This window comes from Streptomyces eurythermus (genome assembly GCF_014649115.1).
Taxonomy (GTDB): Bacteria; Actinomycetota; Actinomycetes; order Streptomycetales; family Streptomycetaceae; genus Streptomyces; species Streptomyces eurythermus.
In genome coordinates this window covers 257,429-272,923 of sequence record NZ_BMSK01000014.1, presented here as the reverse complement: position 1 = coordinate 272,923, position 15,495 = coordinate 257,429, and the positions used below count along the sequence as shown (strand labels likewise).

Below are 15,495 nucleotides of genomic sequence, written 5' to 3'. Positions count from 1 at the left end.
CCCCCGAAGAACCCCTACCGGAAGGGGTCCGCATTTCGCCAGGGGGCGCAGATTCCGCCATTCCCGGGATTGTCCGCAGGACTGGGAAAACGAATGCGCCCGGTCCTGGAAAGGACCGGGCGCATTCGCTCCGCAGGATCGCGGTGTGTTTCTCCGGCGGCCACCGCGCCGCCCGACGGGTTACGGGACCAGGATCACCTTGCCGGTGGTGACGCGCTCCTCGAAGGCCCGGTGGGCCTCGGCGGCCTCGGCCAGCGGGAACACCGGCCCGAGGACCGGCTTGATGGTGCCGGCCGCGGCGAGCTCGAAGGCGGTCTTGCGCAGCCGGAACCCGTACTCGGGCTGGACGAAGACGCGCGGGCCGAAGCCGGTGACACTGACGCCGCGCACGTAGACCTGTTCCGGGTCGAACTGCGGGACCTTGCCACTGGCGGTGCCGAAGACGACCATCCGGCCGAAGGCCATCGCCAGCAGGTCGAAGGCGGCCTGGGAGACCTCGCCGCCGACCGAGTCGAGGACGACCTGGACGCCGGCCGGGGCGACCTCGCGAACGCGCTGCGCCCAGTCGGCCTCGGTGTAGTCGAAGGCGTGGTCCGCGCCGAGCTCGCGGGCGAGAGCCAGCTTCTTCTCGCCGCGCGCCAGGGCGATCACCTCGGCACCCGCGTTCTTGGCCAGCTGCACCAGCAGGCTGCCGACGCCGCCGGCCGCGGCCTCGACCAGCACGATATCCTTCGGCTGGATGTCGGCGACCTCGGCGACGCCGACCGCCACGACGCCCTGTCCGTACAGGGCCAGCGCCTCGTGCTCGGAGAGTCCCTCCGGGAGGGCCTGGGCCACGGCGACGGGCAGGACGGCCAGCTCGGAGTAGCCGCCGGCGGTCGGGGAGACACCGACCACCTTCCGGCCGACCCACTCGTCGCCCACGCCCTCGCCGACCTTGACCACGGTGCCGGCGACCTCGAAGCCGAGGGCGTGCGGCAGCGGCGGGTCCGGGAACCAGGCGAACTGCTCCATCACGCCGCCCCGGATCTGGATCTCGGCGTAGCTGATGCCCGCCGCGCTCACCTGGACCAGCAGCTGGCCCTCGCCCGGCTCCGGGTCCGGGACGTCGTCGACCTTGAGGACCTCCGGCGGCCCGTAGTCGTGGAACCGAACAGAACGCATGTGCGCATCTCCTTGCCTCTGCAAGCCTGGTCTCACCATATCCGGACCGCTGGTCCTCTTGGCTGCGATAGCGTAGCCCTCGATCACCGCACGATGTCAAGGGAGCCCAAGTGACCGTCAGGGAGCGCGCGGACGCCGCGCACAACCGGCGCAAGATCCTCGTCACCGCTCAGCGACTGTTCCAGGACAGCGGCGTCGACCACGTGTCCATGGACGACATCGCCCAGGCGGCGGGCGTCGGCAAGGGCACCCTCTTCCGGCGCTTCGGCAACCGCGAGGGGCTGATCGGGGCGCTGTTCCAGCAGCTCACGGAGGACTGGCAGCAGGAGGCCCTGGACCAGCTGGCCGACCCCGGGGAGGACCCGCGCGAGCGGGTCCTGGGCTTCGTCGCCAGCCTGTTCGACGACATCGTGGTCCCCGGCCGCCCACTGCTGCGGGCGCTGGAACGCGACTCCGGCGGCTCGCACGCCAACCTGGAGCGCTACCTGCTCTGGCAGGGCCTGCTCGCCCGGGCCATCGCGGAGGCCCGTCCGGACACCGACGCCGACTTCCTGGCCCACACGGTCCTGGGCGTGCTCCGCGCCGACTTCGTCGACCTGCTGGTCGGCACCGGCATGAGCATCGACGCCGTGCGCACCGGTGTGCTGACGCTGACCGCCTCGGTCCTCACCGCCGCGCCCGAGCCCGGCTGACCCGCACCCTCCGAGTCCGGCGGCGCCGAGCGGTGCCTGAGCCGGCCGGCCCGAGCGGCCCGGCCGGAGCCGTCACCAGGCCGGCGGGAAGGCGTCCACCACCTGGCCGGATACGTGCCGCGACTCCTCGGAGAGCAGGAACCGGGCGAGCGGAAGGTTGTCACGCACCTGCGGCAGCGCCGGGTATGGTTCCTGCCGCCCGAGCGCCGACGCCTTGCGGTCGAGGAAGTCCCGGGACAGCGCCGTCTCCGCGACGATGCCCAGCGCGTTGGCCCGCACGCCCGTCCCGGTCAGCTCCTTGGCGAGCGTGCGCACATAGTGCTCCAGCGCGGCCTTGGCCGACGCGTAGGCGCCGAGCATCTCCACCGGGAACCGCGCGCTGTGCGAGCCGAGGGCCAGCACGCTGCCCCGCCCGGCTTCGCGCATCGCCGGCACGGCGTGCCGCAGGCAGCGGACGAACCCGAAGAAGGTCGCGTCGAAGACCCGGGCCAGCTCGTCCGGCCCGACCTCCCAGCCGTACCCCACCGCCGACGCGTCGCCCGCGCTGTAGACCAGGCCGTACGGCGCCGGCGACACGCTCGCCGCGTACCCGAAGAAGTCCGCGACGCTCCGCTCGTCGGCCACGTCGACCTGCCGGTAGAGCACTCCGCCGCCGGACTCCCGGGCACTGCGGGCGCCCGCGACCACCGTCCGCCCGGCGGCCGCGAGGTCCTCGGCCAGCGCGGCGCCGAAGCCGCTGCTCGCCCCGATGATGACGACTGCGGATTCTTCCACTGACACTCCCGGGATTCTGCCGTGGTATCCCACCGGCCATTTCCGTCGCGCACGGTAGGCATCGATTCTGACCCGCCCGACCGGGTCACAACCACCGGAACGGCCGGAACAGGGGTTCTTTAGGGGGGCCCGCCGTCCGCGCGCCCGATTACGCTGTCGTCCCGCCCACCCTCGACGGGTCGACGCCCGCGGCCTTCCCCCCATTTCCGCAATTCGCGCCCACAAACCCCTGAGAGAAGGTTTCCGTGATATTCGACGACCTCTATCTGGACGGCATCGCCGCCTGCATTCCGGACCGCGTCACCCTTGACGAGGCGGTCGAGCGGGGGCTCTGCGAAGCGGAGGACGTGGCGGGGACGGACTGGCTCTCGGTCGCCCTCGCCGGAGACGTCGCCGCGCCCGACATGGCGGTCCAGGCCGGGCGGGAGGCGCTGGAGATGTCCCGTCACCCCGCCTCCGACTTCGCCGTCCTGATGCACGCCACCTGCACCTACCAGGGCCCCGACATCTGGTCCTCCTCGCACTACGTGCAGCGGCACACCATCGGCGGCTCCGCGCCCTCCGTCGAGATCCGCCAGGGATGCGCCGGCATGGTGGCCTCCCTGGAACTGGCCGGCTGCTTCCTCGCCGCCGCCCCGGACCGCCCCGCCGCCCTGATCACCTCCGCGGACAACTGGACCCACCCGCTGATCGCCCGCTGGCGGGGCACCCAGTGGGCCCTGTTCGGGGACGCCGCCACGGCACTCGTCCTCTCCCGCCGGCAGGGCTTCGCCCGGCTGGTGAACGTCTGCTCCTCCTCGCTGCCCGAACTGGAGGAGATCAACCGCGGCGGGGAGCCCCTCCACCCGGCGGGGCCCACGATCGGGCACCAGGTCGTCCTGCCCGAGCGGATCCTGGCCCTCCAGGGCGATCAGAGCGAGATGGCCAAGGCGATCGGCCGGGCCGAGAGCGAGCTCATCCACCGCGCCCTGGACGAGGCCGGGCTGAAGCCCCGGGACATCACCCGGGTCGCCCACCAGTCGGCGGGAAGCCGCAGCATCGTCGAACACATCCTGGAACCCTTCGACGGGGAACTGGCCCTGGGCACCTGGGAGTTCGGCCGCCGCCTCGGCCACACCGGCGCCAGCGACCAGGTCGCCGCGCTGCATCACCTGCTCACCGGGCGCGAGGTCCGCCCCGGCGACCACGTCATGCTTCTGGGCACGGGCGTCGGCATGGCCTTCTCCTGCGCGATCGTGCAGATCCTGGACGACCTCCCGGCCCGGGCGTAGCGCCCGGCCGGTGCGCGGGCCGTCCGAGGACAACCAGGGCGGCCCGCTCACCCGGAACCCGGGTCAGCCCAGCTTCCGGCGCAGGTCACCGCGCCCGCCGACCCGCAACTTCCGGTAGATCCGGGTCAGGTGCTGCTCCACCGTGCTGACCGTGATCGACAGGGTGCGGGCGATCCGCTGATTGGTCTCGCCCTGCGCGGCCAGCAGGGCGACCCGCTGCTCGGACGGGCTGAGTTCGTCCAGGGCGGCCGCGTAGCGGTCGGTCACCTTGTACCGGACGACCCGGTACGGGACGGCGCCCGGCAGGTCACCCCACTGGAGCAGCCGCAGCCGGGAGAACAGGCCGGGGCGTCCGGCGCTCTCCTGGAGGATCCCGAACAGCTCCTCCCGTTGCTCCCGCCGGCTCCTGGCCCCCGGCCGGCCGAAGACCTGGACCATGTCGGCGGCGGGCGCGGCCGGCCCGGCCAGGTGGGAGTCGACCATGGTGAGCGCCGCGTCGTGGTCGCCGAGGCTCAGGTATGCCGCGGCGGCGGCGAGCCGCCACGGGTACAGGTCCGCGTGCAGGCCCCAGGAGGCCAGCAGCCGTCCGCAGCTCATGAAGTCGGCCAGCGCGGAGCGGTGTTCACCGTCGGCCAGGTGGTGGTGGCCGCGGGCGTAGAGGTAGCCGAGGCAATGCCGGGTCTCGTAGATCGGCGCGGGCACCGGGCGCCGCGCCCAGCCGCGGGCAGCGCCGAGCTCCCCGAGGTCGGTGTAGCCGGCGATCAGACAGGCCAGCGGTCCGCCGATCCAGGCACCGCGCCGCTCCGGCGGCGCCGTCTCCAGCGCCGCCTCGGCCCGCGCCAGGGCGACCAGCACGTCGCCCCGGTGCAGGGACGCCTCCGCCCGTACCGCCAGCAGCCGGGCCGACCAGCTCTCGGTGGTCAGCCGCGACGCCTGCGGCAGCGCCCCGTCGCACCAGGAGATCGCGGCCTCCAGGTGGTTGCCGTGCACCAGGGCGGTGACGGCGGCCACCACGGCGGAGGCCGTCTCGGCGCTGAACGGGCAGGAGGCGAGGGCCGACCCGGCGTCGTCCGGCGGGTCCGGCAGGCCGGGGTCGCCGAGCAGGCAACCGGCCAGCGCCCAGGCGGCCCGGTGCCGCACGGCGTCCCGGTTGCGGTCGCCGATCGCGTCGAGGACCGCCACCCGCTCCGGTTCGCCGGCCTCCGCGCGCAGCAGGCTCGGGAACTCGCAGGCGATCAGCAGCCGGTCGGCGGCCACCGCCACCCGGCTCCGCCCGTCCGGCGCCGCCGCTCTTCGGTCCAGCGCGGCCAGTGCCTCCTTCGCCTGCCAGAGCAGGTCCGGCACCACGGCCGTTCGTTCGACGACAGTCATCGGTGGCAAGCCCTCCACTATCACATGACGAATGGTCAGTTCTGGTCCGGAGGTTCCGCCCATGGGGGCGGCGCGGGCCGGCGGGCGCGACACGGTGGCGGCGCGCGGGCGGCCGCGACCGGACGCGGGCACCGGACACCGGTGGATCTCACCGGCGCGACCCGCTGATCGGGACAAGGCGAACCGCCCGGTCCCTGGTGCGGGCATGGGGAGAGATGAAAAGGGAAAGGGAGAAAGGGCCGAGGGGCGGCCGGAGCCGTGCCAGAGCGTGTCTGACGATTCCCGCCGGGCGCGCGGCGCGGATCCGACGCGAACCGCCGGACACGCCCTAGCGGGGGCGGCGGTCTGTCACACCGGCACGCGGGCGGACCGAGGGGGGGACACCCGGGCGTCGGCCCTCCGGTGTCTCGCGGCTCCGCCCAGTCTCCTCGACCCGCTCATGCGACCCCCGTCACTCGTCCACAACTGCTACATGGTCATCATCACCGATGGCGTCCTCCGTCCGTCCTCGAACCATCCTCGGGCCGTCCCGGCCGGATCGTCTCCCGGCCATGGGCCGTCGCGCCCCTCGCGGGCGGCAGGAACAGGGCGCCACCCGGAGGCGTTCGGCCTGGTGTCCGACGGTTCGTCAGGAACCTTTGACCGGGGACCAATTGCCCGAGCGGGATGTCACCCGGCGGGGTAACATCGCGCCTTCAACGTGAGACCAGCCCGGAGGTGGCTGCCCGCGACACACGGGGAGGCTGCGTGAGGTTCCGAATACTCGGACCGCTGGAGGTACGTGCGAACCATCGGAAGGTGCTGCCGGCCGGCGTCCGGCAACACCTCGTACTGGCCCTCCTGCTCCTGAAGTCCAACCAGAACGTCCCGCTGAGCGAGCTCGTCGACGCCGTCTGGGACGACCCGCCCCGGACGGCCGAGAAGCAGATCCGCAACGCCGTCTCACTGCTGCGCGGCCGGCTCAGATCCGCCGGGATCGTCAACCTCCCGGCGGCGGTCGGCGCCAACGGCTACCGGTTGGAGCTGCCGGACGACCATCTGGACCTGACGGTCTTCATCAACACGCTGGCCACCGCTCGCCGCCGGGCCGCCGAAGGGCGGCCGGACGAGGCGATCGCCGAGTTCCGTGCCAGCCTCGGCCTGTGGCGCGGCCCGGCCCTGGCCGGCCTCAACACGAGCGCGCTCCAGCCGTACACCTCACGACTGGAGGAACAGCGGCTGACCGCCCTGGAGGACTGCCTCGACCTCGAACTCGCCCAGGGCAAGCACCAGTCCGTGGTCCCCGAACTGATCGACTGGCTCGGCGCCCACCCCCTGCGCGAGCGCCTGGCCGGCCAGCTCATGCTGGCGCTGTACCTCTCCGGCCGCCAGTCGCAGGCACTGGCCGTGTACGAGTCGACCCGGCAGCGGCTCGCCGACGCCCTCGGTCTCGAACCCGTCCCGGAGCTGCGCGAGCTGCGACAGCGCATCCTCACCAACGACGGCACGCTGGGCCGCCCCCGGACGTTCGCGCTCGCCCCGCGCGCCCCGCACAGCCTGCCCAAGGACATCAGTCACTTCACCGGCCGGGAGCGGGAGTTGCGCACCCTGATCGACGAGGTGACGGCAGGCCGCCGGCGGTCGGAGCCCCACGACGTGGTGCTGGCCGCGATCGACGGCATGCCCGGGGTCGGCAAGACCTCGCTCGCCGTCCACCTGGCGCACCGGATGACCGAGCGCTACCCCGACGCCCAGCTCTACCTGGACCTGCACGCCCACAGCCGGGACCACGCTCCCCTGGACCCCAACACGGCGCTGGAGAAGCTGCTGCGCTCGGTCGACGTCACCGGCACCGACCTGCCCGAGGACGTGGAGGAGCGGGCCGCGTTATGGCGCACCAGCCTGGCCGGCCTGCGGGCCGTCCTCGTCCTGGACAACGCGGCCAGCACCGCCCAGATCCGGCCGCTGCTGCCGGGCACCACCGACTGCCTGACCCTGGTCACCAGCCGCGACCGGCTGACCGACCTGGACGCCACCGCCGTGCTGTCCCTGGAACCGCTGGCCCCGGCCGGCGCGCGCCGGCTGCTGACCCGGATCCTCGGCGAGCGGCGGGTGGCCGTCGAACCCAAGAGCGTCGGCGAACTGCTGCGGCTGTGCGGCAACCTGCCGCTGGCCATCCAGATCGCGGCGGCCCGGCTGCGCCACCGGCCGGCCTGGACCATCGCCCATCTGACCGCACAGCTGCGCGGCCCCCGGTGCGGGCTGACCGAGCTCAGGACCGCGGAGACCAGTCTCGCGGCCGTGTTCCACCTCTCCTACCGCAAGCTCGACCCCAGCCACCAGCACCTGTTCCGGCTGCTGGGCGTCATACCGGGCACCGAGTTCGACGCGGACGCCGCGGCCGCGGTCGCCGGGATCCCCCGTCCGGCCGCGGACCGCCTGATGGAGCGGCTGCTCGACGCGCACCTGCTGGAACAGCCGTCCGAGGAGCGCTTCCGGCTGCACCCCCTGCTCCAGGCCTACGCCGTCCACTTGGCCGCCGCCGAGGTCCCCGGGGCCGAGTGGGAGGAGGCGCTGACCCGTCTTCTGGACCACTACCGGCACACCGCCGCCGCGGCGATGGACCTCCTCGCCCCGCACTGGCGTTCCGACCTCGCGCCGTTCACTCCGCCGGGCCAGGTGCTCGCGCCCCCGGGCGGCCACGAGCGGGCCGCGGAGTGGCTGGAGGCGGAGTGGCCGACCCTGCTGACCGCCGCGGAGGCGGCGCAGCGCTCCCGGCCCGGGCACAGCGCCGACATCTTCCGGATCCTGCGCCACTTCCTGCACCTGCGCGGCCAGCACACCGAGGCCCTGTCGCTGCACACCGGCGCCGTCGAGCTGGCCCGCGAGACCGCCGACCGGGAGCTGGAGAGCCTGGCCCGCTACGGCCTGGGGGTGGCCAACCAGCGGCTCGGCCGGTACGAGACCGCCCTCACCCACTTCCGGCAGGCGCTCGACGTCGCGCGTGACGTCGGCGACCACGTGACCCACGGCCGGTCACTCAGCAACATCGGGCTGGTGCTGCACCGGCTCGGCCACTACGAGAGCGCGCTCACCCATTTCGGCCAAGCCCTCGCGCTGGCCCGCGACACCGGCACCCCCGCGGCCGAGTGTCACGCCCTGTCGGGCCTGGGGCTGGTCCACGAACGCCTGGGCAGATACCGCACCGCCCTCACCCATCTGGGCCAGGCCCTGGCCATCGCCCAGCGCATCGACGACCGTGACATCCAGGGCTACGTGCTGGGCAACCTCGGCCGGGTGCAGGGGAGTTCCGGCCAGTACCAGCAGGCCGTCGAGAGCCTGCGACGGGCGCTGGCCACCGCCCGGGACACCGGCTCGCGGGACCTGGAGGGCCATGCCCTGTGCGGTCTGGCCGTGGTCCACGAGCGCCTCGGGGACTGCCAGGCCGCCCTGGTCCATCTGCGGCCGGCGCTCCAGCTCGCCCGCGACACCGGCACCCGCGACCTCGAAGGGCAGGCCCTGTGCGGTCTGGCGGTCGTCCACGAGCGCCTCGGCGACCACGACACCGCCCTCGCCCACGCACACCTGGCCCTCGAACTCGCCCGCGACACCGGCACCCGCGACCTGGAGGGTCACGCCCTGTGCGCCCTCGGCGCGGTCCGCGCCCGCCTCGGCGACCACGACCTCGCCCTCACCCACCTGCAGTTGGCCCTCGAACTCGCCCGCGACACCGGCACCCGGGACCTCGAAGGGCAGGCGCTCAACAGCCTCGGCGAGCTGTCCCTCGCCCGCGGATGTCCGGCCGAGGCGGCGGAGCTGCACGGCAGGGCGCTGCTCATCGCCCAGGAGATCGGAAGCCACTACCGGCAGGACCAGGCGCGCCGCGGCCTCGACGCGGTGCGCCACGCGCTCGGCTGCCCGGACGCCGCGTAGCGGCACGGGCGCCCCGGCGAACGCGTCCGGTCATCGGACCGGGGCGCCCCGGCCGGCGGCCTCCCGCCGAGGCCACCGGCCGGGGCACCCGGACACTAGCTGGAGCTGACCGACAGGTTGTGGTGGAAGATGTTGCGCGGGTCCCAGGTGGCCTTGATCTGCTGCAACTTGGCGTAGTTGCCCTTGTAGTAGATGGTCGACCAGGGCACCCCCGAGGTGTTCCAGAGCGGGTCCGCGAGGTCCGGGTCGGGCCAGTTGACGTAGTTCCCGTCGGTGACGGTGTTGGGCACCGGCACCCCACCGGTGCTCGTGTAGACGTCCCGGTACAGCTGGCGGATCCATTGCAGCTGCTGGTCGTCCGCCGTGGCGTCGGCCCAGTAGTTGGAGAAGGAGGCGAGCATCACCGAGTCCCGGTGCGGCACCGCGTTCGCCGTCGTGGAGAGGGCGTTGACCTGGCCGCCGAAGGAGAACAGGCCCATCAGGCCACCCGAGTAGGAGTAGGCCGAGTTGGTCATGTACTGGTAGATGACGCCCAGCTGGGTCGAGGTGAAGCCCTTCTTGTGGAAGGCGCCCTTGGTCTTCGAGCGCAGCTGGAGGGAGGGTATGCCGAAGACGTCGCCGACCTCGCCGGCGCTGGTGGTCGTGGTGTAGAGCCACGGCAGGGTGCCGGTCGTGGTGTTCGACGGGGCCGGCGTGACGTTCTGGGTCATCGCGGCCGCGAAGGAGGTCAGCAGCTGCTGGTTGCCGGCGACCGTCGGGTCGACCTGGGAGCGGACGACCACCCCGCCCTTGCCCTGGCGGACCGCGATGAGCGAGGCCCACAGCTGGTTGGCGGCGGCGCCGGGGGCGCTGTTCTGCTCGTGCCAGGTGCCGAAGTTGGTGGCGATCCTGGTGAAGGCCGTCTGGTCGAGCTGGGACCAGTCCCAGTACAGCGTGTTGATCATGATCCCGCCCGGGGTGGGCGGCAGCAAGGTGGTCGGGTCGGTGCCGGTGGCGCCCGGCGAGCGCAGCCAGAACCGGGTGACGATGCCGAAGTTGCCGCCGCCGCCACCGGCGCACGCCCACCAGAGGTCCCGGTTGGGATCGGACGCCGATTTGGTCGCGATCACCGCCTTCGCCGTGCCGCTGGAGTCCACCACGACCACCTCGACCGCCACCAGGTTGTCGGCGACGAGACCGTACTGGCGGGAGAGCACCCCGTAGCCGCCGCCGGTGATGTGGCCGCCGACGCCCACGGGCGGGCAGGAGCCGCCGGGTATGGTCACGCCCCAACCGAGGTCGAGGGTCCGGTAGACCTGCGACAGGATCGCACCGCCCTGGATGACGAAGGCGTTCATGGCGCTGTCGAAGGACACCGACCGCATCTCGGACAGGTCGATGACCACCTTGACGTCCGGGTCGTCGACGAAGTCCTCCAGGCAGTGCCCGCCGCCGCGCACGGTGACGCGCTTGCCGGCGGCGACCGCCTCGTTGACGGCCTGCACCACCTGGGCCGTGCTGCCGACCAGTCGCACGTAGTCGGGGTTGCCGGTGAACCGGCGGTTGTAGCCGCGCACCAGCAGGTCCTGGTAGCGCCGGTCCGTGGACTTCACGGTGACCGGCCCGAAGGACGACTGCGCCGTCCCGTCCGTGGCGTCCGCGGCGGCCGCCCGGGCCGGCGTGCCCTCGCCGCCCACGACGACTCCCGTCGCGGCGGCACCGAGCCCGGCCAGAGTAAAGCGCCTACGAGTCAACTCGGCCATGAAAATCCCCCTTGTTCCACCAACATTGCGGACGGCCCCGGACGACGGTTGTGCGAATGCCGCTCCCGCGTGTGGCCAGAATCATGCCGTTGCCACACACCCCGTCAACCAGCCCCCTAAAAATCCCCTATTTCGCGACTTGGCCGAGCGGATCCGGGAGTTCCTCTGTTTAGCTGCCGAAACGATGTCTCCGCACGTCACACGAGAGTTAGATTGACATGTCCACCTACGTCATAACCGTGCTGGCCAATGTGCACGAAGGCCGCGAGAACGATTTCCACGCCTGGTACGAGAACAAGCACATCCCGGAAATCCTCGAAGTCCCGGGAGTCGTTTCCATCAGGCGCATGACCCTCAACGAGAACCAGATCGCCGCCGACGAAAGTCATTCCCAGGACCACTACAGCTTCCTCACCCTCATCGAGATCGAGACCGAGGACTTCCCGACCACCCTCGCCGGCATCAGCGAACTCGACGGCACCGAGGCCGCCGACTTCCTGATCCCGGGCCAGGTACTCGCCTCGCTGTATCGCGACCCGAAGCTCTACACCAGGCGGTGACCATCCCGCCGTTCCTTTGACAGGCCATCGATCCGGGCTCCGGAAACGGAGTTCAACGGGCCGCGACCGCCACCGGCGGTCGCGGCCCGCCGTATTCCACGCCATCCGGACGCACATCCAGGAACACATCGTTCCGGCCACTTTGATGGGGCTCGTAATATCGGCAGAACGGCCACCGAGGCACCGATATATACCAGTTCACACCGGTTCGCCAACCGGACCGGATGGTCCGGTTCTGGCTCGTTCCTGTTCCCCTGTCATGGCCCGGACATCATCTGGCACTTAGCATTCTTCGCAGGCGGTGCACCCTGCCCTATCGAACAACTCCTGACCCGATGAATTCCCGGCGAGAGGAGATACTTCGGTGTCGCTCAAGTTACTGCTCGTCAACGCGCCCAATCCCACCGAGAACGCGAACGCCTCGAACTACGCGTGTTATCCCCACATCGGCATCGTGCAACTGGCGACCGCCGTCCGGGCCGCCTATGGCGACCAGGTCACCGTCCGCGTCGTCGACGGCGGGATCAGCAGCACCGCCCACGTCCAGCAGGCCGTCCGGGACTTCGAGCCCGACCTGGTCGGCATCAGCGCGCTCACCCCCACCTACGGGGAGGCCCTGCGGATCGCCGAGACGGCGAAGCGGGCCGGCGCCCAGGTCGTCCTCGGCGACGACCACCCCGGCTTCTTCCCCCGGCTCATCCTGGAGAACCGGCCCGCCGTCGACTACGTCATCGCCAACGATGTCGGCGAGGTACCGTTCGTCGAGTTCGTCGGCGCCCTGCTCAAGGGCGAGCCGCTGTCCGCCGTCTCCTCGCTCGGCTACCGCGACGACAACGGCTCCGTCGTCGTCAACCCCTCCCCCACGTACGCGCTCCGGCAGCAGAACACCATCCCCGACCTGGAGTTCATCCGCCCGGAGCTGCCCGTCTACGCGGAGAACTACCGCGCCCAGTTCGGCCACCTCCACGACCACGTGGTCACGCCGATCACCGTCAACAACGCCCGCGGCTGCGAGAACGGCCACAAGCGCTGCACCTACTGCAGCATCGCCGACCTCAGGGTCAACACCGGTGAGCCCAGCGGCTTCTGGAAGGCCGTCGACACCTACTACCGCGACTTCGGCGTCAACCTCTTCTTCGAGGTGTACGACAGTTTCACGGCCAGCCCGCGCTACGTGGACGCGCTGATCGAGGCCACCCCGCCGCACCTGCGCCGGCTGATCGACAACGGTGAGATCGAGGTGATGGTCTACGCCCGGGCGCTGGGCCTCACCAAGCGCAACAACGTCGACAAGTGCCGCCGGCTCGGCGTGACGCGGGTCAACATCGGCCTGGACGCGGCCGACCCCGAGATGCTGGAGGCCCAGCGCAAGAACAAGACCACCGGTGAGACCAACCTCGAAGCGATCCGGATGCTCAACAAGGCCGGCATCTCCGTCCACGCCTCCTACATCGCCGGCGCGCCCGGCGAACGCCCGGAGACGCTCGACCGGACGATCGACGGCATCCGGCAGATGCTCGGCGAGGTCGAACTGTCCTCCGTCGAGTTCTCCCGGTTCATCCCCCTGCCGAACAGCCCCGCCTGGGACCTGCTGGTCGACTACCGCAACCCGTCGTTCTTCAAGAACAGTGCGGACATCGACGCCTACCTGTCCGGCCTGCACCTGAGCGTCGGGCCCGAGCTGCGGGCCGAACTCTTCGAGCGCTTCGGCGACCAGGACCTGCTCGACATCGAGGAACTGGCCGCGGTGTGGGCCGAGCACTTCACCCACATCACCGAGGAGCACGCCCTGGAGCGCATAGCGGAGGTGGACCGGCTGGTCTCCGCGCACAATGTCCGAACCGGCAACAACGTCGGCTGACACCGTCCCACACCGGTCCGGCCGCGGCGGGCGCGCGCCCGCCGCGGCCGGACCGGGCACCACCGCCCAGGAAGGAGCGCCGCATGCTGGGTGTCACCAATCTGCCCACCTACACCCTGGGGGCCCTGCTCATCATCCTGCTGCCAGGACCGAGTTCGCTCTACACGCTCTCGGTCGCGAGCCGCCGGGGAGTGCGGACCGGCTACCGGGCGGCCGCCGGCATGTTCATCGGTGAGGGCCTGCTGATGCTCCTCACCTCGGCCGGGATAGCCTCCCTCCTGAAGGCCAATCAAGTGGTCTTCTCCGTGGTCAAGTTCGCCGGAGCCGGGTATCTGGTCTGGATCGCCATCGGGATGATCCGCGCCGCCGTGGCCGTGTGGCGCGACCGAGCCACCGAACGGCCCGCTCCCGACAGCGAGCCCGCCAAGGCCGAGCACCCGTTCCGCCGCTCGCTGCTGATCACCCTGCTCAACCCCAAGGCGATCCTGTTCTTCCTCTCCTTCTTCGTCCAGTTCGTGGACCCCTCCTCCCCTCATCCCGCCCTCTCGTTCGGCCTGCTCGCCCTCGTCTACCAGGCGATCAGCATCACCTACATCTCCGTCCTGATCTTCGGCGGCACCTACCTGGCCGCCCAGTTCCGCCGCCACCGGCGCCTCTCCGCCGGCCTGACCGTCGGCTCCGGCGCCCTCTTCCTCGGCTTCGCCGCCAAACTCGCCACCGCGGGCAGCTGACGCGGCAACCAGGACCGACACCGGAACCCGGTCGGCAGGCGCGCCCTCTCGGCAGGCCGGCCGGAGGAGCCCGGACACCCCGAGCGCCGCCCACCCGGCCTCCTGCGCCGATCCCGCCTCCCGCGGTCACTACGCCCGCTGCCGGGCCCCGGTGAGCCACCCGGCGGCCGGCCCGTCCGTACCCGTGCGGGGGATGCCCGGATTGAGCCTGGGCACCAGGTGTCATGTCCTTGAGACGGTGCCGTACGACGGAACGGCCGCGCGGCACCGTCGACCGATGAACGTTCAACGAGAACGGAGCGGGCGATGCGTGAGATCCTCGCGGCGCTGGACCGGTGGTACGCCGCCCGGCTGCCGTTCGGGCTGGCCACGGTGGTCGAGGTCAGCCGCAGCGCGCCCCGCGGACCCGGCGCCGCCATGGCGGTCGGCCCGGACGGCGAGGTCGTCGGCAGTGTGTCCGGCGGCTGTGTGGAGGGCGCCGTGTTCGAGCTGGCGCAGGAGGCCGCCGAGAGCGGTACGGCCCGGCTGGAGACGTTCGGGTACAGCGACGAGGACGCGTTCGCGGTCGGACTGACCTGCGGCGGTGAGATCACCGTGCTGGTCCGGCAGGTGACCTGGGCCCGGGATCCGGCGTTCGGCGCGGTCGCCGCGTCCGTCGCCGGCGGCGAGCCGGTCACCGTGGCGACCGTGGTCGACGGGCCGGCACCGCGCGGGGCCACCCTCGCGGTGTGGCCGCGGACGGCCGCGGGCGGCCTCGGCACCCGGGGGCTGGACGCGGCCGTCGCCGCCGACGCGCGCGGCGAACTCGCCCTCGGCGAGACGGGCCTCAGGCACTACGGGCCGCACGGGGAGCGGCGCGAGGACACCGTGACCGTGTTCGTGCAGTCCTTCGCGCCGCCGCCGCGCATGCTGGTGTTCGGCGCCATCGACTACGCCGCCGCCGTGGCCCGGATCGGGGACTTCCTCGGCTACCGGGTGACCGTGTGCGACGCCCGCCCGGTGTTCGCCACGCCCCGCCGGTTCCCCGAGGGCGTGGAGGTGGTCGTGGACTGGCCGCACCGGTATCTGCGCGACACCCGCACCGACGCCCGGACGGTGATCTGCGTCCTGACCCACGACCCCAAGTTCGACGTGCCGGTGCTGCGGGAGGCGCTGCGGCGCCCGGCGGCGTACATCGGGGCGATGGGCAGCCGGCGCACCCACGACGACCGGCTGCGCCGCCTGGCCGAGACCGGCCTCTCCGACGCGGAACTGGCCCGCCTGCGCTCCCCCATCGGACTGGACCTCGGCGCCCGGACACCGCAGGAGGTCGCGGTGTCGGTGGCGGCGGAGATCGTGGCGCTGCGCTGGGGCGGCACCGGCGCGCCCCTCAGCCGCACGAGCGGGGCGATCCATCCGCGGGCGGCGGGCTGACGGC

General features: G+C 72.0%; 11 protein-coding genes. 7 read left to right on the top strand and 4 right to left on the bottom strand.

Annotation, left to right across the window (positions count from 1 at the left end; all coding sequences use genetic code 11):
• Positions 1–180 precede the first annotated feature (180 nt).
• Complete coding sequence (locus tag IE251_RS26705) at positions 181–1,164, bottom strand: quinone oxidoreductase family protein (RefSeq protein WP_189755555.1); 984 nt, start codon at positions 1,162–1,164, stop codon at positions 181–183.
• A 110-nt stretch (positions 1,165–1,274) separates the two neighbouring features.
• Here IE251_RS26705 and IE251_RS26700 point away from each other — a divergent pair, with 110 nt between their 5' ends.
• Positions 1,275–1,856, top strand: a complete 582-nt coding sequence (locus tag IE251_RS26700; RefSeq protein WP_189755554.1) for a TetR/AcrR family transcriptional regulator — start codon at positions 1,275–1,277, stop codon at positions 1,854–1,856.
• Positions 1,857–1,928: 72 nt separating this feature from the next.
• On the opposite strand, the gene IE251_RS26695 is transcribed toward IE251_RS26700, so the two are convergent.
• On the bottom strand, positions 1,929–2,630 hold the full coding sequence (locus IE251_RS26695; RefSeq protein ID WP_189755553.1) for an SDR family NAD(P)-dependent oxidoreductase: 702 nt from the start codon (positions 2,628–2,630) through the stop codon (positions 1,929–1,931).
• Positions 2,631–2,875: 245 nt separating this feature from the next.
• On the opposite strand from IE251_RS26695, the gene IE251_RS26690 reads away from it, so the two are divergent.
• Positions 2,876–3,901: a ketoacyl-ACP synthase III family protein gene (locus IE251_RS26690; RefSeq protein WP_189755552.1), complete on the top strand. Its 1,026-nt coding sequence runs from the start codon at positions 2,876–2,878 to the stop codon at positions 3,899–3,901.
• Between the two features lie 63 nt (positions 3,902–3,964).
• On the opposite strand, the gene IE251_RS41240 is transcribed toward IE251_RS26690, so the two are convergent.
• On the bottom strand, positions 3,965–5,272 hold the full coding sequence (locus IE251_RS41240) for a helix-turn-helix transcriptional regulator (RefSeq protein WP_229896941.1): 1,308 nt from the start codon (positions 5,270–5,272) through the stop codon (positions 3,965–3,967).
• A 747-nt stretch (positions 5,273–6,019) separates the two neighbouring features.
• On the opposite strand from IE251_RS41240, the gene IE251_RS26680 reads away from it, so the two are divergent.
• Positions 6,020–9,184: an AfsR/SARP family transcriptional regulator gene (locus IE251_RS26680; protein ID WP_189755551.1), complete on the top strand. Its 3,165-nt coding sequence runs from the start codon at positions 6,020–6,022 to the stop codon at positions 9,182–9,184.
• A 95-nt stretch (positions 9,185–9,279) separates the two neighbouring features.
• On the opposite strand, the gene IE251_RS26675 is transcribed toward IE251_RS26680, so the two are convergent.
• On the bottom strand, positions 9,280–10,926 hold the full coding sequence (locus tag IE251_RS26675) for an FAD-binding oxidoreductase (RefSeq protein ID WP_189755550.1): 1,647 nt from the start codon (positions 10,924–10,926) through the stop codon (positions 9,280–9,282).
• Between the two features lie 218 nt (positions 10,927–11,144).
• On the opposite strand from IE251_RS26675, the gene IE251_RS26670 reads away from it, so the two are divergent.
• The 4 genes from IE251_RS26670 (at position 11,145) to IE251_RS26655 (ending at position 15,491) form a co-directional block, all read left to right on the top strand.
• Positions 11,145–11,486 carry a DUF4286 family protein gene (locus IE251_RS26670; protein ID WP_189755549.1) on the top strand — a complete coding sequence of 114 codons (342 nt, stop codon included), beginning with the start codon at positions 11,145–11,147 and terminating at the stop codon, positions 11,484–11,486.
• 364 nt (positions 11,487–11,850) lie between these two features.
• Positions 11,851–13,347: a B12-binding domain-containing radical SAM protein gene (locus IE251_RS26665; protein WP_189755548.1), complete on the top strand. Its 1,497-nt coding sequence runs from the start codon at positions 11,851–11,853 to the stop codon at positions 13,345–13,347.
• Between the two features lie 83 nt (positions 13,348–13,430).
• The gene (gene leuE / locus IE251_RS26660) at positions 13,431–14,078 is read left to right on the top strand and encodes a leucine efflux protein LeuE (protein WP_189755547.1); all 648 of its coding nucleotides are present in this window, start codon (positions 13,431–13,433) and stop codon (positions 14,076–14,078) included.
• 306 nt (positions 14,079–14,384) lie between these two features.
• Positions 14,385–15,491, top strand: a complete 1,107-nt coding sequence (locus tag IE251_RS26655) for an XdhC family protein (protein ID WP_189755546.1) — start codon at positions 14,385–14,387, stop codon at positions 15,489–15,491.
• Positions 15,492–15,495 lie beyond the last annotated feature (4 nt).